Origin of the sequence: Pseudoalteromonas sp. P1-9, assembly GCF_001399975.1 — a bacterium.
Classification (GTDB): Bacteria; Pseudomonadota; Gammaproteobacteria; order Enterobacterales; family Alteromonadaceae; genus Pseudoalteromonas.
Genome location: NZ_LKBD01000003.1, coordinates 191470 through 209360 on the forward strand (window position 1 = coordinate 191470; position 17891 = coordinate 209360).

The following is a 17891-nucleotide window of genomic DNA, read 5'->3' on the forward strand; positions in this document are numbered from 1 at the left end:
AAGCTTGCTGTGTACTCAGCAAAACTATCAGCTAGCACCCATAAAATACCAACGTTCAAATGGCGAATAAATTTGTTAACCCGCGTTCAGGTAACATAGGGTGTTGCCATCGCTCCATTGGAAATATGGGAAGTGAGTACATCACTGCGTATTATATTGTTCCGATACCAAAAGCTATGAGCGTGTGATTGTTATCATTTAATCTCGCCGTTTATCATTTAATACTTTACCAACAGTTACTTGAAGCACATTATGGCTGCGTTTTTAGTTTTCTCGAATGTAGGTTGTATGTATGCCACGTATTAAAACGCTAGATGTAATGAGAGGTTTTGCTGTGTTGGGTATTCTGTTTATGAATATTTACTATCATAGCGTTTTTGAATTAGGTTACGTGCCGCTTCAAGTCGCACCGCTTAGCGATAATGTGATTGAGGTGATAAATGCCTTTTTTATTGATGGTCGTTTTAGGGCCTTATTTTGTTTACTGTTCGGTGTAGGCTTAGCTATTTTGTATGATAAGCATGGTCAAGACGATGCCTTTACGCTATTGAAGTCGCGTTTAAATTGGCTTCTTATTTTTGGCTTTATCCATAGCGTGTTTATTTTTTCTGGCGATATTTTGGTTAACTACGCACTAGCGGGGTTGATAGTTTATCGCGAAATCGGCAGTAGCCAAGAAGTGCTCTTAAAAAAAGCAAAAACGTATTTTGCTATAGGCTTTTCATTAATATTGCTGTTTGCGTTAATCCCAAGCGAACCCATCTACCGCGATAGCGATGAGTACTTCGAAATTATTAACACCTGGCAATCAGGTTATGGCGAGCAATTAATTCAGCAAATTGTGTTTACCATTATTATGTTTGTGTTTAGCTGGGTGTGTTTTATTTGGATTACCGCAGGCATTGTATTGTTTGGTATTTATTTATATCGCGCCGATTTTTTCAATACGGGTTTATCAACAAAGCAATTGCTTGCATCTTTATTGGTGGTGATAACCATATCGAGTATCGACGCGCTGCTGCGTGTTAATTACGTTCACTTGGTTGAACTCACCATGTCCATTGCCACATTTTCAGGACTAGTGTGCGCGTTAATGTATTGCCATGTTTTTATTAAGTTAAATGAAAAGCTTACCGTATTAAACAGTATTTTTGCGCCTGCGGGACGTATGGCATTTACGCTTTATATTTTACAATCAATTGTCTTTGCGCTCTTCTTTCGCTATTTTTTACCTGAATTTGTGCATAGCGCAACGCGTTTAGACTATATCTACTTGTGTTTAATGTTCTCAGTTTTTCAGCTGGTATTTGCGTTTTTCTATTTAAAACTTTTTAAGTCAGGGCCAATAGAGTGGCTTTGGCGCAAAGCATATAGCGCAAAATAAGTTAAATTTTGTGCAACTGTGCGTAGTTTAAAAACTATTACTGGTAATCCATACAGTTATTGGTCATTATTAGTTATCACAAGAAAACATCGCAAAAGGTGTGCATTGGCAATAATACTTGGCATCGACCCTGGCTCTCGCTTTACGGGCTATGGTTTAATTAAACAGCAAGGTATGAAGTTTGAATACTTGGGTAGCGGCTTTATTAAAATGGGCGAAAAGCCAATGGCCGAGCGCCTTAAAATAATTTTTCAAGGTGTTACGCAGCTAATTGAACAATATCAGCCAGATAGCTTTGCGATTGAACAAGTATTTATGGCGCGAAATCCCGATTCTGCATTAAAACTTGGCCAAGCCCGTGGCGCTGCAATGGTGGCGGCTTCGCTTCAGTCACTTGAGGTATTTGAATATTCCGCAAGGCAAGTTAAGCAGGCAGTTGTTGGCACCGGTGGTGCTGATAAATCGCAAGTACAACATATGGTAAAGAGCTTTTTAAAATTGCCTGGTACACCACAAGCAGATGCCGCCGATGCGTTGGCAATCGCCATTTGCCATGGCCATTCACAACAACATTTAATCAAGCTTTCAGGGCAAGCGAGTAAAACAGTAAGAGGACGATTAAGACGATGATAGGGCGATTACGCGGAACATTAGTAGAAAAACAGCCACCGGAAATCTTAATTGAAGTGAGTGGTGTTGGCTATGAAGTGAATATGCCAATGACCTGCTTTTACAACTTGCCGAAAGAAGGTGAAGAAGCGGTTGTTTACACCCATTTTGTGGTGAGAGAAGATGCACAATTATTGTTTGGTTTTAACAATAAAACGGAACGTGCACTATTTCGTGAATTATTAAAAGCCAATGGTGTAGGGCCTAAGTTAGGTTTGGCAATTTTATCGGGCATGTCTGCCGAGCAATTTGTTGCCTGTGTACATAATGAAGATGCAACAAGCTTGGTTAAATTGCCGGGTGTTGGTAAAAAGACCGCTGAGCGTTTAGTGCTTGAAATGAAAGACAGGCTGAAAGATTGGGGTATGGATCTCTTTACTCCTTATACCGATGGTGCAATATTGGAAATGCAAGAAGATCCAACCGTTAAAGGGTGTGCACAAGATGATGCGATAGCAGCGTTAATGGCACTCGGTTATAAAGCAAATCAAGCAGAAAAAGCCGTTAAAGCAATTAAAGGCAGTGGCTTATCAAGCGAAGCGCTAATTAAAGAAGCGCTAAAGGCAATGATGTAAGATGATTGAAGCAGATAGATTAATAGAGCCCGAGAAAAAAGGAAATGAGGATGTTATTGATAGAGCGATACGTCCAAAGCTGTTGTCTGATTACCGTGGTCAACCCCATGTAAAGGAGCAGATGGAAATTTTTATTGAAGCGGCGCGCTCTCGTGAAGAAGCACTTGACCACTTGCTTATTTTTGGCCCACCGGGTTTGGGTAAAACTACGCTAGCGAATATTGTTGCTAACGAGCTGAACGTGAATATTAAAACAACGTCAGGCCCAGTACTTGAAAAAGCCGGCGATCTTGCGGCAATGCTAACCAATTTAGAAGAAAACGATGTGCTTTTCATTGATGAAATACACCGTTTAAGCCCGCATGTTGAAGAAATTCTTTATCCGGCAATGGAAGACTACCAGCTTGATATTATGATAGGTGAAGGGCCGGCTGCACGTTCTATTAAATTAGACTTACCACCGTTTACATTAGTGGGTGCAACAACCCGTGCAGGTTCTCTTACTTCGCCACTTAGAGATCGTTTTGGTATTGTTCAGCGTTTAGAGTTTTATTCAGTTGAAGATTTATCACACATCGTTAGTCGTTCTGCGGATTTCTTATCCCTTGAAATGGAAGACGAAGGGGCGGTTGAAGTGGCACGTCGTGCCCGTGGCACCCCGCGTATTGCCAACCGATTATTACGCCGTGTTCGGGATTATGCTGAAGTTAAAGCTGATGGTGTCGTTACAGCTGAAGTCGCAGGCAGCGCACTTGATATGGTAGATGTTGATAAAAGTGGTTTTGATTATATGGACCGCAAATATTTATTGTGTCTTATAGAGAAGTTTATGGGCGGCCCTGTTGGTCTTGACAATATTGCTGCGGCAATAGGAGAAGAGCGCGAAACAATCGAAGATGTTATTGAGCCCTATTTGATACAGCAAGGGTTTATTCAGCGTACGCCAAGAGGGCGTATTGCCCAAGAGTTTGCCTATAAACATTTTGGCTTTCCAATAAAAGACGCGTAATACAAATAACGCTAGTTTGAGTTAAATAATTAAAAAAGGTCGCTTAGCGGCCTTTTTTGTCATTTAACTTTTGCTTTTTATAAAGATAGTAAAAGCACGTAAATCTATAGTAGATATTCTAGTTTAGTAGGTCTAGCAATTACTTTTTGATAAGTAACAGGTAATGCTTCTAAAAGGGTCTTTCTCGTCAAGAGCTGCCTATTGCCAATCAATTAAAGATAGTAGTCAGCAAAAATATCGGTTAGAAGTCGATTCGTTATCTATATCGGAGCGTATTTACAGCAGGGGTAATAGGGGTCTTTCTAAATTTTAGGCAAAAAAAAGCCCGCTAGGGAGCGGGCAAACAACAAGTTGAAGGAAGTAATCCAGGGAACGCATTTAAAAAAATGCTACACAATGACAAATCAGTAATCACTGTGTATATGAAACTAGGGTTAGCACAGTATGTGTGCATGTCCTCGTGTTTACAGGTGCTATATTACGGATTAGCGTGCTTTTCATCAAACTAGAAAAATTATTTTTTGATATAAAAAAAACTAATGCGATGATGTTTTTTGTTGTGCATATAACCACCAGTTAATTAAATGTTAAAAATTACACCCTTGTATTTAAAGGGAAAATAATTAAAGTGCAAAATTCATTCTATAAGTTTTATTGTTTTGTTGATTTTTATATTTCAGGTTTTGAGTATTTATTCATATTTAGTGAATAAACGTTATGTTTTTGAATGTTTAGTGCGTTATAAAATCATCATTTAGTATCATAAAGTTAATTTGTGTGTTTTTTTTGTTCAGTTGACGTGATTCTTACTGCCTAGCCATTGTATGCAGGTATTAGTATGGTTAAACTAAATCTCATACTAACAAGGGAACTTTCCAAGCACTAAACGAACTAACCCTTGACTATCAATCATTTCAGGAGTGAGCAGTGGCCACCGAAATTTCAATTATTGACTTAATATTTAAAGCGAGCTTTTTGGTGCAACTTGTGATGTTGACTTTGGTATTAATGTCTATTTTTTCTTGGGCTATGATCATTCAACGTCGAAAAGCGCTAACAGCGGCAAAAACGAATGCTAAAAAGTTTGAAGACAAATTTTGGTCGGGTGTCGATTTAAGTAAACTGTATGCGGAACTGTCTGCCCGTAATGAGCTTGATGGCTTAGAGGCAATGTTCACTGCTGGTTTTAAAGAATACGCACGCCTTGCAAAAAACAATCATGCATCACCAGGTTCTATTTTAGATGGCACACACCGAGCAATGCGCGTAACGCTATCTCGTGAAGTGGAAAAATTAGAATCAAGCCTATCATTCCTTGCAACGGTCGGTTCAATTAGCCCATATATTGGTCTGTTTGGCACGGTTTGGGGGATTATGACCGCATTTATCGCACTTGGCTCAGTAAAACAGGCAACATTACAGATGGTTGCGCCTGGTATCGCAGAAGCGTTGATTGCAACTGCAATGGGTTTATTTGCTGCAATTCCTGCTGTTATCGCGTTTAACCGTTTTTCACACACAGTAGAAAAAGTAGAGTCGTCTTACGGCAACTTTATGGAAGAGTTTTCTAATATTCTTCATCGCCAAGCTGTGGCAAAAGTGGAAGCAAACTAATGTACCAACGTAAAAAACGTCGTCCGGTCGCCGAAATCAACGTAGTACCTTATATAGACGTTATGTTGGTTTTGCTTATTATTTTTATGGCGACAGCGGCTGTGATAACCCATGGTGTTAAAGTTGATTTACCACAGATGGAACAGTCGGAGCTTGTTGAAGCCACGGAAACCCCGCCAATTGTGGTATCAATCGATGCTGATGGTAATTACTATGCCAGCATTGGTATTGATCCAGAAGCGCCAATGGAAGCGGTTGATATTGCTGCCCAAGTTAAATTGGCGTTAGATAAAGACCCAAAAACCCCAGTAATGTTAAAAGGCGATGGTAAGGTAACTTATCAAGAAGTGTTACTACTAATGGATTTTCTTAAAAAAGCGGGCGTACCGTCAGTGGGATTGATGACGGAGTCTTTTGAGCAGTAATTATGAAAAACGACTTTAAATCTGCCCTGGTAAAATCATCAGCTTTGCATATTGGCATTATTGTCGCGCTTGTTATTGGCAACTGGTTAAAGCCATCAACGCCACAAGTAATGGAAGTCACCTTAAACGCTCCCGTTAAGCCAGAGCAAAAAGCCGTTGAGGCCGTGTCGGTTGATAATAAAGCCGTAGAAAAGCGCATTAACGAACTAAAAAAGCAAGAAGCAGACAAAAAAGCCGCTGAGGCAAAACGCATTCGCGACTTAGAACGTCGTGCCGCAAACGCTAAAAAGAAGCGTGAAGAAGAAGCAAGACGTATCGCAAAGCTTGAAAAAGAGCGCGTGCGTAAAGAAAGAGAAAAGAAAAAAGCGGAAGCTGCAGCGCGAGCAGCGAAGAAAAAGCAGCAAGCTGAACAGAAAAAAGCGGCAGAAGCGAAGAAAAAAGCCGAAGCGCTTGCGAAAAAACGCAAAGCTGAAGAAGAAAGACTGAAGAAAGCGGAAGCCAAACGTAAGGCCGATGCCGAAGCTGCGCGCCAAAAAGCATTAGCAGAAAAAATGATGCAAGAGCAACTTGCCGCGGAAGCTGCAGCGCGCAGTCGTGCTAAACAAGCACAAATATTAACAGAGGTTGAAAAATATCAAGCGTTAATCGTTAGTAAAATAAAGAATAATTTTTACGGTGACAAAACGACGATGAGCGGTAAAGAGTGTAAAGTTAATATGAAGTTAGCTTTTAATGGACTAGTTACTAGCGTTAACGTTTTAGGTGGCCATAAAGGTTTGTGTGATGCAACGGTACGAGCAATTAGAAAAGCTGAACAATTTGAATTTCCAAAAGACAAAGATGTTGTAGCGAAACTTCGCGATATTAACTTAACTTACAAACCCGAATTTTAAGAGGAAGTATGTTCAAAGTATTTAACAAAACTATTATCGGTGGTTTTCTATTATGCGTGAGTTTTCTATCTCACGCAGCTTTAGAAATTATAATTACTGAAGGAATCGATAGAGCACGTCCAATAGGGATAGTACCATTTAAGTATAACGGTACGGGTGTCGCGCCAACTGAAATCACTGATGTTATTACAGCAGATTTACGTCGAAGTGGGCAGTTTAGTCCAATTTCATCAACTAATATGCCGCAGCAGCCAACAACGGATTTAGAAGTAGATTACAGTGCATGGGTTTCTGAAGGTGTTGAAGCTATTTTAGTTGGTAGCATTACCGAACAAATGGGCGACCGTTATTTAGTGAGCTATCAACTAATTGATGTGATCCGCGGCCAAATCACAGGTGGCGATACAAAGATTTTAAGTAAAGGCCGCTTAGTTAATTCGGAAGATCATATTCTAGATGCACGTCAAACAGTGATTGGCAGTGATAGTTTCCGCCGTTACGGTCACCGTATTAGCGATGTGGTATACGAAGCACTTACCGGTGAGCGCGGTGCGTTTTTAACTAAAATTGCGTATGTAATTGTGCGTGAAAACGAAGATCGTCCATATCAATTAGTGATTGCAGATTACGACGGTTACAACGAGCAAACGCTATTACGTTCGAAAGAGCCGTTAATGTCGCCAACGTGGTCACCAGATGGCACAAAACTGGCGTACGTAACATTCGAAAATCGCCAGAGCCAGATTTATATTCAAGATATTTACACCGGCAAACGCGAGCGCTTAACAACCTTCAAAGGTATCAATGGTGCGCCACGATTTTCGCCGGACGGTAACAAGCTAGCAATGGTGCTGTCGAAAGACAAAAACGGTGCCACTGAAATCTACGTTATGGACTTGAAAAGTAAGAAAGCACGCCGCATTACAAGACACAGAAGTATCGACACTGAACCAAGCTGGCATCCAAACGGTAAAGAAATCATATTTACGTCGGAAAGGGCTGGTAATGCTCAGATTTATAGCGTAAATTTAGCAACTGGTAAGAAAAGAAGACTTACTTTTGACGGTGATATGAATTTAGCGGGTTCGATCACGCCTGATGGTAATAGCTTGGTGATGGTAAATCGTACCTTAGGTCGATACCATATTGCTAAAAAAGAATTAAAATCAGGTGACTTCAGTGTGTTAACACGTACTCGCTTAGATGAATCACCAAGCATTGCGCCAAATGGCTCAATGATTATCTATAGTACGTTACATAATAATAAACAGGTCCTTGCATTGGTATCAATGGATGGACGGTTTAAAGCTCGCCTACCGGTAGCGGAAGGTGAAGTTAAGGCACCCGCGTGGTCGCCATTTTTGTAAAGATTACAGGTTAGACTTTTAAAAAAGGAATCAACTCAATGCAACTTAACAAACTACTAAAAAGCCTACTCATTGCAGTGCCTGTAATGACGTTAGCTGCTTGTAGCTCATCTTCAACTGTTGAAGAAGATACATCTGCGAATCAAAGCAACCAAAGTCAAGAAGAAACAGTACAAGTTGAAACTGTTGCTAAAGAAAAGACGCCAGAAGAAATTCTTGCAGAAAAATATGAAGCGCTTCGTCAAGAGCAAATCATCTACTTTGGTTTTGATAAATCAACAGTTCGCAGTGATTACGTTGAGTTACTTCAAGCGCACGCTGATTTCTTAGTTAAGAACCCAAGTGTTAAAGTACTTGTAGAAGGTCACGCTGATGAGCGCGGTACTCCTGAGTACAATATCGCACTAGGTGAGCGTCGTGGTGAAGCTGTATCTAAATACCTACAAAGCCTAGGTGTTGCAGAAAGCCAAATCTCAGTAGTTAGCTACGGTGAAGAAAAGCCAATGGTTAAAACACGTACTGAAGATGCTTTCGCGAAAAACCGTCGCGCAGTTTTAGTATACTAATATAGAAGATAATATGATTAAGCCGAAAGTTATTTTGGCAACCATGTTTCTTAGCGGGAGCAGTCAGTTACTGGCTGCTCCCGCTCCTGTTTCTGAGGTAGGCGCAAGTTCAAGTATGTCATCGACAGCACTTGAAACGCGTTTGCAGACTTTAGAACGCATGGTTGCAAATCGAAATGTACAATTTCTTCAATTGCAGCAGCAATTGGAATCATTACAAGATGAAGTAAGTCAGCTACGCGGTGTTACCGAAGAGCAAGGCTACCAATTGGAAAAAGTGCTGCAACGTCAGCGTGAGCTGTATCAAGAAATTGAAACGCGTGTATCGAGTTATAGCGCACCGACACAAGTAGCAGACACAACTTCAGATGTTAGCTCTGGCACAATGAGCAACAACTTGTCTGAGAATGATGCTTACGATCGCGCTGTACAACTCATTATGCAAGATAAACGCTATGATGATGCGATCCCTGAGTTCAAAGCATTCTTAACAAACTACCCTGATTCAGTTTATGTGCCTAATGCGCACTATTGGTTAGGGCAATTGCTGACAATTAAAAATGACAGCAAAGGTGCACTTACGCACTTTGAAAGTTTAGTGAATGGTTTCCCTGACTCAAATAAGCGTTCAGATGCCATGCTTAAACTTGCCAACACCTATTTAAAAGAAGGTGAAACAGTACGTGCGAAAAAAATCTTAAATGATTTAGTGGCACAATACCCTGATTCAACCCCTGCGAAGTTGGCGGTTGAAAAATTAGCGAGTCTTAATTAAGACTCGCAACACCACTTATTTGTAAACGAAAAGTGAAAACATTATCACTTTTTAGGCTAATCTTAATTTGTTGGTATAAAATTAGCCAACTGAGTCATAAAACTTAAAAAAACCGTAATTTTAGGTTGCACTCATTTTTTAAATAAGTATTATAAGCGCCCGCAGCCGCTTGTTACGAAAGACAAAAACGCTGCGCAAAAAATCTGATTGGGTCATTAGCTCAGTTGGTAGAGCAGTGGACTTTTAATCCATTGGTCGATGGTTCGAGTCCATCATGACCCACCATTCAGATTTTTGCACTTCGAGTATTTCCCTTATGGGAATTGAGCGGGTCATTAGCTCAGTTGGTAGAGCAGTGGACTTTTAATCCATTGGTCGATGGTTCGAGTCCATCATGACCCACCATTCGAAATGCACTTGCTTAGAGCGGGTCATTAGCTCAGTTGGTAGAGCAGTGGACTTTTAATCCATTGGTCGATGGTTCGAGTCCATCATGACCCACCATTTTCTAAGCCTTCTCTTTGAGCGGGTCATTAGCTCAGTTGGTAGAGCAGTGGACTTTTAATCCATTGGTCGATGGTTCAAGTCCATCATGACCCACCATTCAAAGACCTTTCTATATGCAATACGCATTCTATGAGCGGGTCATTAGCTCAGTTGGTAGAGCAGTGGACTTTTAATCCATTGGTCGATGGTTCGAGTCCATCATGACCCACCATTCATATCTTATTTATATTTCTTAATTATATCCATCGCGCTATTTTATCAATCACAAAACTGTCATTCAGTTGCCATTTTCAGTATAATGCGCGCCAATTTCCTGTAGCAGTTCACGGTCGAGAATATGAGCTTAGCTGAACAAATTATGCCTGAGGATTATATTTTTCCTCCCAAGCCAGCCCCTTTATCAAACGATGAAAAGCAGGCGTATAAAGAACGTATTAAATCACTTCTAAAAGAGAAAGATGCAGTATTAGTGGCACACTATTATACCGATCCTGAAATTCAAGCCCTGGCTGAAGAAACAGGTGGTTGTGTCGCAGACTCGTTAGAAATGGCGCGTTTTGGTAGTAAACACCCAGCAAAAACTATTGTGGTTGCAGGTGTGCGCTTTATGGGCGAGACAGCCAAAATCTTAACGCCAGAAAAAACAGTGGTAATGCCAACGCTAGAAGCAACGTGTTCACTGGATGTTGGTTGCCCAATTGATGAGTTCTCAGCGTTTTGCGATCAGCACCCAGATCGCAAAGTGGTGGTGTATGCAAATACTTCAACGGCAGTTAAAGCACGCGCAGATTGGATTGTTACCTCAAGTTGTGCACTTGAAATTGTTGAGCACCTTGATGAGCAAGGCGACAAGATTATTTGGGGCCCTGATAAACACCTAGGCTCGTATATTCAAAAGCAAACTGGCGCAGATATGATCATGTGGAATGGCGCATGTATCGTTCACGATGAATTCAAAACTAAAGCGCTAAAAGACATGAAAGCCCTGCACCCTGATGCAGCAGTATTAGTGCACCCTGAGTCACCTGCTGAAATTGTTGATTTAGCTGATGCGGTAGGGTCAACTAGCCAGTTAATTAAAGCAGCGCAAGAGATGGACAACCAAAAGTTCATCGTGGCAACGGATCGCGGTATTTTTTATAAAATGCAGCAATTGTGCCCTGAAAAAGAATTCTTTGAAGCACCAACTCAAGGTGAAGGTGCAACATGTCGTAGCTGTGCACACTGTCCTTGGATGGCGATGAATGGCCTAAAAGCGATTGAAGAAGCATTACTTGATGCAAGCGGTAAAGAAGTGTTTGTTGATATGGAGCTTCGTGAAGGCGCGCTACGTTCGCTTAATCGCATGCTAGACTTTTCTGCCTCGTTAAAGTTGGCAACAACAAACAATACTTAATGTGTTGTAATTTTAGGCACTCATAATCAGTGTTCTAAAAAGTACTTGCTTACAATCAAGGCTTTGCATAAGATACGCCACACATTGCAAGGCAGTGTAATGCGGAGAGGTGGCTGAGTGGCTGAAGGCGCACGACTGGAACTCGTGTATAGGTTAACCCCTATCGAGGGTTCGAATCCCTCCCTCTCCGCCATAATGATTTAAAGAAAACGCTTGAGTGTATGCTCAGGCGTTTTTTTATGCCCGCATTATGTCAGGGGGGTGAGGCCCTCGACTAGGGTTCGACACATTATCGGGAATAATTTGAACCGCGAAGGCGCCGCGAAGCGGGTAAATACAGGGAGGTATTTAAGTTTATCCCTCCCTCTCCGCCATATTGATTTAAAGAAAACGCTTGGGTGTATGCTCAGGCGTTTTTTATGCCTGCAGTTTACCGAAAGGCTTTTTTAGAGCGTGTGCTATCAAGCTTTTAAGAAAATGAGTCACGCTAGTGAGTTTAGTTTTACATAGTGGGCTGAAGTGGTTTAGGTCAAAACAATATGATGAGATTTTATTTTGCGAAAAGGTAAAAAACGTTATTGGTTTAGTCAGCTTTTTTGTACAAAAGGTACGGTGTAAAGTTTGCTTTTTGTTATTAATCCCTTGCGAGCTAAACACAATAAAACGGCTAATAGTATCGGAACTAATTTTTCATTGGTAGCAGCAAGGTCATATGTCCGAATGGAATTAAAAATAAGTAGCGCTAATTCCATTTGGGAATTGATATTCTTTTGTTATTCCTAAATATAGCTAAAACACCGGACATTAGTCCTTTCATTTCAAAATGTTTCAAAAATGTTAAATTAATCGTAAATCACTGTAAATAAACACTATTTTGTAATTGATTTGTCACTTTATATGCCTAGCATACGATGTTCCTTAGTCGGGTAAAACAAAATCGGGAACAATACTAATGTTAAAGAAAACACTTTTGGCAAGCGCAATTGCCTTGGCAACAGCCAGTGCCAATGCGAATGTGATCATTTCGGAATACGTTGAAGGCGGCAGCTACAATAAAGCAGTTGAAGTTTATAATGCAGGCGATACCGCAGTTGATTTATCAACTTACGCACTAAACTTTTATTTCAATGGTAAGACGGAAATTGGCCGTACCATTACGCTTGCTGGTGAACTTGCACCTAACACTACTTATGTTGTTGCACACTCACGTGCAGCGGAAGCGTTAAAAGCAAAAGCGCAGCTTGATACTGATGGCAGTTGGTTTAACGGTGATGACGCGGTTACATTAACTAACAGCGACACTGTGGTTGATAGCTTAGGCCAAATTGGTGTCGATCCAGGCTCAGCTTGGGTAAGCGGCGATGTACGCACTCAAGACCGTTCGTTAGTTAGATTAGAATCTGTAAAATCTGGCCGTACAGATGCATTTGCAGCGTTTGATGGCGAACTTGAATGGATGGCATTGCCAAAAGATGATTTTTCAAATATAGGTAGTCACAATCAGCAAACAGAAGAGCCGGACCCAGTTGAATGCGGTGGTGATGCAACTCTTATTAGTGCTATTCAAGGTAATGGTGATGCGAGCTCGCTTGTTGGCGAAACAGTTGAAGTGCAAGCAGTTGTTACTGTAAGCCTGCAAGGTGACAATCAGTTAAAAGGCTTTTTCTTACAAGAAGAGTCATTTGATCAAGATAGTGACTTAACCACATCAGAAGGTATTTTTGTTTATTACAACAAAACTGAAGTAGCACAAGGTGATGTTGTAAAACTACGTGCAAAAGTAGAAGAAAAATATGGGCAAACTCAACTTGCTTATGTTGGTGATCTTAAAGTGTGTGGCACAGAAAGTTACAGCGCCACAGAAATAACACTACCAGCTGAAGGTGGCTTAGAAGCGTATGAAGGTATGCTTGTAAGTGTATCTAATGAACTAGTTGTAAATGACACTTATGGTCTTTCACGCTACGGCGAGCTAAAGCTTGGCACAGAACGTTTATTCCAAAGCACACAAGTTGCACTGCCTGGTGATGCTGCAAATGCAGTAGAGGCTGAAAACAAGCTTAAATCTATTACATTAGATGATGGTTCAAGCGCGCAAAACCCTGAGGTGATCCCATACCCAACGCCAGAACTTGACGCTTACAATACATTGCGTCTAGGCGATAAAGTAAATGGCCTTACTGGTGTGCTTGGCTATGGCTATAGCCAGTACCGTATTCACCCAACAACAACACCAAACTTTATAGCAGAAAATGAGCGTAGCGAAGCGCCAGACGTTGTTGAAAACAGTAATTTACGTATTGCGAGCTTTAACGTACTTAATTACTTCAATGGTGACGGCCAAGGCGGTGGTTTCCCAACGCCTCGTGGTGCAGATACAGCAGAAGAATTTGAACGTCAAAAAGCAAAAACAGTGAGTGCAATTTTAGCGCTAGATGCAGATGTGATTGGTTTACTTGAAATGGAAAACGATGGTTTTTCTGATTTAAGTGCAATTGCTGATTTAGTTGCGTCTTTAAATGCCGCTCAAGCAAACGATACCTATGCCTTTGTTAATTTAAACACGCAGCAGGTTGGTGGCGACGCAATTATGTCGGCGATTATTTATCGCAGTAACAAAGTGGCAGAAATAGGCACAGCTGCGTTCACTGAAGCAGTTCCGTTTGATTACGGAAACCGTCCACCAGTAATGCAAACCTTTACAGATAAGCTAACCCAAGAGAATTTTTCGGTAGTGGTTACTCACTTACGTTCTAAGGGTAGCTGTAGTAAAGCGGAAGGTTTAGATGCAGACCAAAAGGATGGTCAAGGTTGTTGGAACCAAACTCGCGTTAACGCAGTTAATAAACTGAATGAGTGGTTAGCGACTAATCCAACTACTGTAGCTGATGAAGATATGGTAATTCTTGGTGATATGAACGCGTATGGTGAAGAAGATCCAATCTATGCATTTGTTAACAATGGTTTTGTAAACATTAAAAAGCAACGCTTTGGTCATACACGTGATTACTCGTATGTATATCAAGGTCGCATTGGTAGTTTAGATCACGCATTTGCATCAAGCAGCATGTATGACAAAGTAGTTGGTATTCAAGATTGGCATATTAATGCTGACGAGCCAGTTTCACTAGACTACAACATGGAATACAAGTCAGATAAGCACCTAGCAAGTTTATATGCTGATCACGCTTATCGTGCATCTGATCACGACCCAATCGTAATTGACTTTGATACGCGCCCAGCACCAACGGTTATTGAAGGTACATTTGAAAACCTATCTGGTTGGTTCTGGTGGGATCACCGTACTATTGAACTGCCAGCGGGTTTTGATACGTTAGAAGTGTCAATTGAAGGCGATGGTGAAGCAGATTTATATGTGCGCCACGGTAAACAGCCTAACTTCTTTAAATATGATTGTCGTCCATATTTATGGGGCAGCAACGAAACATGTACGCTAGACAAACCTGAAGAGGGTAAGTGGTATTTCCGTCTGCGTGGTATTTTACCGTATGCAAATGTAACGCTGCGCTACAAAGCAACTAAGCAAAATTTCTAATTGTTACTCGTTGAACACAAGAGCGGCATTTGCTGCTCTTTTTTTTGCAATATGGTAGCGTGTACGCGATTTGATAATATCGGTTCCACTATGCTAAATGACACCATTCAACTGCAAATATGCCAAACTCTTGGCAAGCCAAATATTCACCAAGTAGACACTTTCAAAACAGTTTGGAGTGGCTTTGGTGCACTGCATCGTATTTCGTTTGCTAAAAATGATGAATCGGTAGTAGTAAAATCCATTTGCAAGCCAACTGAAATACACCACCCGAAGGGCTGGAATAGTGACTTTGCATCTGCTCGAAAGCTAAGTTCTTATCGCAATGAACAATATTTTTATCGCCACTACAGCAACAAACTAAATGTCGTTACGCCACAATTTTTAGGGTTACTGGAAGCTGATAATACACAGTATTTACTGCTCAGTGATTTAGCATCTGCGGGGTTTGAAGCCATAGCCGAAGATGATATCTCAGCGGTTAAAGGAATTCTTGATTGGTTGGCGTGTTTTCATGCGCAAAATCTTAATGTCAGTGACAATAAGCTATGGCAGCAAGGCGGTTATTGGCATCTTGCGACGCGTCCTGATGAATTAAACGCAATGTCGCATACGGCGTTAAAAGCGGCAGCGCCAGAGTTAGATAATCAATTGCGGAGCTGTCCTTATCAAACACTTGTTCATGGCGATGCTAAAATTGCTAACTTTATGATGTCGCAAAATACCGTTGCAGGGTATGACTTTCAGTATGTTGGCAAAGGTATTGGTATACAAGACGTAATGTTGTTACTCAGTAGTGCATTTAGCAGTGAGCAATTATATGCTGTTGAGCATGAGTTACTGAGTTATTATCAAACGGCGTTTTTAAAGTATTGCGACGTGTTTGCTAAGCCGGGCGGTACGCAAATTTTATCGTGCTGGTTGGCACTTTATAGCGTTGCGTGGGCGGACTTTGTGCGCTTTTTAGAGGGTTGGTCACCGAAACATTGGAAATTACATGAATATGCGTGGCATCACGCTAATAAGGCTTTAGCAAATATCTAGTAGTAATTAATCAAAGAGCTGGTAGCTATCGCTATTTCTGTATCTGATAAATGCGCTTCGCGTTAGCAAAACTGAGCTTTTGCCACAGAGCTTTATTTGGGCACAGGTCGTAATATTGTTGCCAAAGCGAGGCATAACTTGATGTCATTAAACAAATTGGAAAGTTACTGGCAAACATAACGCGGTTTTCGCCAAATTGCGTAACTAGTGTGGTCAACACCGTTTTTCTAAATGGATCGCTTAATGGCAAATCGATCATTTCAAACCCAGAATACTTTATCGCGATATTATCAAAGCGTGCCAGTTCTTTGATTGCCGTGTGCCAATCGTCAAACGACTCAGGTGTAACTAGACCTGCGTGATTTAACACAATATTTAATGTTGGGCATGCTTTTGCTAAATCACATAAGCGCTGTGTGATAGGGTGTTGGTGAAGTTCAAACTGCGCCTCAAAGATTAACTGATAGCTTTCAAGCAAGGCAAAATTGCTTACGACTTCAGGCTTTAATAATCGCTCGGCATCCGAACCTTCACTAATATCACGAATGCCAACAAACGTAGCATAGCGTGAAAAGTCCTGAATTTGCTCTTTAAAAGTATGTGGGTCTTGATCAATTTGCGCATAACTTATCGCACAATGTGCGCATTTGTATTTATGTTCTAAAAAGGCGATTTCGGCCGCGGGGTGAGCATTATTAAAACCCGCTTCAATATGCGCGTAGCCGTCAAGCTGAAAATGTGCTGGTAGTTTTAAATCGGCTGGTGTGAAATTGCGCTGAATTAAACTAATTTTTGGCCAAGGGGGCAGTGCATTTTTGAGCCAAAAATAATCACCTTCATCTAAATCAAAAAGATGAAGGTGAGGGTCGAATATGGCCTTATTGCGCTGTGTATCCACCGTCAATAACCTGCAAGCTACCGGTAATAAATGTCGCCTTATCACTGACTAAAAAGCCAATGTAATCTGCTACCTCAGTTGCCTGACCTAAACGGTTAAGCGGCTGTAATGCTTCTTCTTCAGCGTGTACTTCTGCCTTGTTGGCGCCGCTTTTATCGCAATAGCTATCGATAGCCGCATGATAAAGCGGTGTTTCAATGGTGCCTGGACAAACAGCGTTGGCACGAATGTTATATTCGGCATAGTCTAACGCGGTGGTACGTGCCATTGAGGCAAGTGCAGCTTTAGATAAGTTATATGCGAAGGAGTTTCGCTTACCAATAAGCGCTTGATCAGACGCTACTAGCACAATTGCGCCGCCGTTTTGTTTCATAAAAGGTAGCGCATGCTTAATTAGGCTAAACGCGCCTTTCACATTTAACGAAAATAGCACGTCTAGCATCTGCTCCGAAGTGTTTTCGATGTTAGCTGATAGGTGGCGACCTGCATTAGATACAACAACATCAATCGATTGATGTTGTTGCCCTATATTTGCAATCACTTTGGCAACCGCATCAACATTGCTCACATCGCAATCGATAAAATGCCCAACTTCTGAAGGGCTAATATCAAGGTTATATACGGTATAACCATCGTCGATTAATCGCGAAACGGTAGCAAGGCCAATACCTTTACTACCGCCAGTAACTATTGCTACTTTGCTCATAATTTAATGGCCGCAACCGCCAGCGCCATGCACATGGCCGTGCGATAACTCTTCGCTTGTTGCTTCGCGTACTGATACAACTTCGATATTAAAGGTTAAATCTTTACCAGCAAATGGGTGGTTTAAATCACAATCAGCGTTAAAGCGACCAACTTTAATGATGGTTACTTGGCGTTGACCTTGATCGGTATGCACAACCGCTGTCATGCCTGGCTTCCATACTTTAGCACCTTGCAAGTGCTTTAAAGGAATACGCTGAACTGCGTTATCGTGGCGTGGACCGTACGCGTCTTTAGCTTCAAGCTCAACGCTAAATTTCTCATCAGCCGCTTTGCCATCAAGCGCATTTTCTAAACCAGGCAACATGCCTTCATGGCCGTGAAGGTAAGCTAACGGAGAGCTATCTTTGCTTGATTCTAACTGAGTGTCACCTTCAAAAACGGTGTAATGAAATTCAACAACGGCGTCTTTTGCGATTTGCATAATAATCCTAAATTTAACAATTTT

General features: G+C 41.2%; 16 protein-coding genes and 6 tRNA genes. 19 read left to right on the plus strand and 3 right to left on the minus strand.

Going from position 1 to position 17891, the window contains the following annotated elements; all coding sequences use genetic code 11:
• Positions 1-292: 292 nt before the first annotated feature.
• The 19 genes from AN214_RS03425 (at position 293) to AN214_RS03515 (ending at position 15780) form a co-directional block, all read left to right on the plus strand.
• Entirely contained in the window at positions 293-1384 is a 1092-nt protein-coding gene (locus AN214_RS03425) for a DUF418 domain-containing protein (RefSeq protein ID WP_054978429.1), read from the plus strand.
• A 105-nt stretch (positions 1385-1489) separates the two neighbouring features.
• Complete coding sequence (gene ruvC, locus AN214_RS03430; RefSeq protein WP_054978470.1) at positions 1490-2014, plus strand: crossover junction endodeoxyribonuclease RuvC; 525 nt, start codon at positions 1490-1492, stop codon at positions 2012-2014.
• Positions 2011-2628: a Holliday junction branch migration protein RuvA gene (gene ruvA, locus AN214_RS03435; RefSeq protein ID WP_010560442.1), complete on the plus strand. Its 618-nt coding sequence runs from the start codon at positions 2011-2013 to the stop codon at positions 2626-2628. The genes ruvC and ruvA overlap by 4 nt, the downstream gene beginning before the upstream one ends.
• 1 nt (position 2629) lies before the next feature.
• On the plus strand, positions 2630-3637 hold the full coding sequence (gene ruvB, locus AN214_RS03440) for a Holliday junction branch migration DNA helicase RuvB (protein ID WP_010560441.1): 1008 nt from the start codon (positions 2630-2632) through the stop codon (positions 3635-3637).
• Positions 3638-4564: 927 nt separating this feature from the next.
• Positions 4565-5251, plus strand: a complete 687-nt coding sequence (tolQ, locus tag AN214_RS03445) for a protein TolQ (protein ID WP_054978430.1) — start codon at positions 4565-4567, stop codon at positions 5249-5251.
• A complete protein-coding gene (tolR, locus tag AN214_RS03450) occupies positions 5251-5676 on the plus strand; it encodes a protein TolR (protein ID WP_010560439.1) in 426 nt (141 codons plus the stop codon). The genes tolQ and tolR overlap by 1 nt, the downstream gene beginning before the upstream one ends.
• Before the next feature lie 2 nt (positions 5677-5678).
• Positions 5679-6569, plus strand: coding sequence for a cell envelope integrity protein TolA (gene tolA, locus AN214_RS03455; RefSeq protein ID WP_054978431.1), 891 nt, complete (start codon positions 5679-5681; stop codon positions 6567-6569).
• Positions 6570-6577: 8 nt separating this feature from the next.
• The gene (gene tolB / locus AN214_RS03460) at positions 6578-7936 is read left to right on the plus strand and encodes a Tol-Pal system beta propeller repeat protein TolB (RefSeq protein ID WP_054978432.1); all 1359 of its coding nucleotides are present in this window, start codon (positions 6578-6580) and stop codon (positions 7934-7936) included.
• Positions 7937-7974: 38 nt separating this feature from the next.
• Positions 7975-8502, plus strand: coding sequence for a peptidoglycan-associated lipoprotein Pal (gene pal, locus AN214_RS03465; protein ID WP_054978433.1), 528 nt, complete (start codon positions 7975-7977; stop codon positions 8500-8502).
• A 16-nt stretch (positions 8503-8518) separates the two neighbouring features.
• Positions 8519-9277: a tol-pal system protein YbgF gene (gene ybgF / locus AN214_RS03470; RefSeq protein ID WP_054978471.1), complete on the plus strand. Its 759-nt coding sequence runs from the start codon at positions 8519-8521 to the stop codon at positions 9275-9277.
• Between the two features lie 209 nt (positions 9278-9486).
• Positions 9487-9562: transfer RNA gene (locus AN214_RS03475), tRNA-Lys, on the plus strand.
• A gap of 44 nt (positions 9563-9606) precedes the next feature.
• Positions 9607-9682: transfer RNA gene (locus AN214_RS03480), tRNA-Lys, on the plus strand.
• Positions 9683-9705: 23 nt separating this feature from the next.
• Positions 9706-9781: transfer RNA gene (locus tag AN214_RS03485), tRNA-Lys, on the plus strand.
• 23 nt (positions 9782-9804) lie between these two features.
• Positions 9805-9880 (plus strand) — tRNA-Lys (locus tag AN214_RS03490).
• A gap of 39 nt (positions 9881-9919) precedes the next feature.
• Positions 9920-9995, plus strand: a tRNA-Lys gene (locus tag AN214_RS03495).
• Between the two features lie 126 nt (positions 9996-10121).
• Entirely contained in the window at positions 10122-11180 is a 1059-nt protein-coding gene (gene nadA, locus AN214_RS03500) for a quinolinate synthase NadA (protein WP_010560434.1), read from the plus strand.
• A 103-nt stretch (positions 11181-11283) separates the two neighbouring features.
• A tRNA-Ser gene (locus AN214_RS03505) sits at positions 11284-11373 on the plus strand.
• Between the two features lie 759 nt (positions 11374-12132).
• The gene (locus AN214_RS03510; RefSeq protein ID WP_054978434.1) at positions 12133-14736 is read left to right on the plus strand and encodes an ExeM/NucH family extracellular endonuclease; all 2604 of its coding nucleotides are present in this window, start codon (positions 12133-12135) and stop codon (positions 14734-14736) included.
• A 90-nt stretch (positions 14737-14826) separates the two neighbouring features.
• Positions 14827-15780, plus strand: coding sequence for a phosphotransferase (locus AN214_RS03515; RefSeq protein ID WP_161805657.1), 954 nt, complete (start codon positions 14827-14829; stop codon positions 15778-15780).
• A gap of 31 nt (positions 15781-15811) precedes the next feature.
• Here AN214_RS03515 and AN214_RS03520 read toward each other — a convergent pair whose 3' ends face one another.
• The 3 genes from AN214_RS03520 to AN214_RS03530 are packed head-to-tail and all read right to left on the minus strand — an operon-like array spanning position 15812 to position 17867.
• The gene (locus tag AN214_RS03520) at positions 15812-16678 is read right to left on the minus strand and encodes an amidohydrolase (RefSeq protein ID WP_054978436.1); all 867 of its coding nucleotides are present in this window, start codon (positions 16676-16678) and stop codon (positions 15812-15814) included.
• Positions 16659-17384, minus strand: a complete 726-nt coding sequence (locus AN214_RS03525) for an SDR family NAD(P)-dependent oxidoreductase (protein ID WP_054978437.1) — start codon at positions 17382-17384, stop codon at positions 16659-16661. The genes AN214_RS03520 and AN214_RS03525 overlap by 20 nt, the downstream gene beginning before the upstream one ends.
• Before the next feature lie 3 nt (positions 17385-17387).
• Entirely contained in the window at positions 17388-17867 is a 480-nt protein-coding gene (locus AN214_RS03530) for a peptidylprolyl isomerase (protein ID WP_054978438.1), read from the minus strand.
• Positions 17868-17891 lie beyond the last annotated feature (24 nt).

Bases quoted from the DNA above. Each gene is read 5' to 3' on its own strand.
- AN214_RS03530 (WP_054978438.1), bottom strand. From the start codon at position 17,867: ATGCAAATCGCAAAAGACGCCGTTGTTGAATTTCATTACACCGTTTTT.
- tolA (WP_054978431.1), top strand. From the start codon at position 5,679: ATGAAAAACGACTTTAAATCTGCCCTGGTAAAATCATCAGCTTTGCAT.
- tolR (WP_010560439.1), top strand. From the start codon at position 5,251: ATGTACCAACGTAAAAAACGTCGTCCGGTCGCCGAAATCAACGTAGTA.
- AN214_RS03525 (WP_054978437.1), bottom strand. From the start codon at position 17,384: ATGAGCAAAGTAGCAATAGTTACTGGCGGTAGTAAAGGTATTGGCCTT.
- AN214_RS03510 (WP_054978434.1), top strand. From the start codon at position 12,133: ATGTTAAAGAAAACACTTTTGGCAAGCGCAATTGCCTTGGCAACAGCC.
- nadA (WP_010560434.1), top strand. From the start codon at position 10,122: ATGAGCTTAGCTGAACAAATTATGCCTGAGGATTATATTTTTCCTCCC.
- ruvB (WP_010560441.1), top strand. From the start codon at position 2,630: ATGATTGAAGCAGATAGATTAATAGAGCCCGAGAAAAAAGGAAATGAG.
- ruvA (WP_010560442.1), top strand. From the start codon at position 2,011: ATGATAGGGCGATTACGCGGAACATTAGTAGAAAAACAGCCACCGGAA.
- AN214_RS03515 (WP_161805657.1), top strand. From the start codon at position 14,827: ATGCTAAATGACACCATTCAACTGCAAATATGCCAAACTCTTGGCAAG.
- AN214_RS03425 (WP_054978429.1), top strand. From the start codon at position 293: ATGCCACGTATTAAAACGCTAGATGTAATGAGAGGTTTTGCTGTGTTG.
- tolB (WP_054978432.1), top strand. From the start codon at position 6,578: ATGTTCAAAGTATTTAACAAAACTATTATCGGTGGTTTTCTATTATGC.
- pal (WP_054978433.1), top strand. From the start codon at position 7,975: ATGCAACTTAACAAACTACTAAAAAGCCTACTCATTGCAGTGCCTGTA.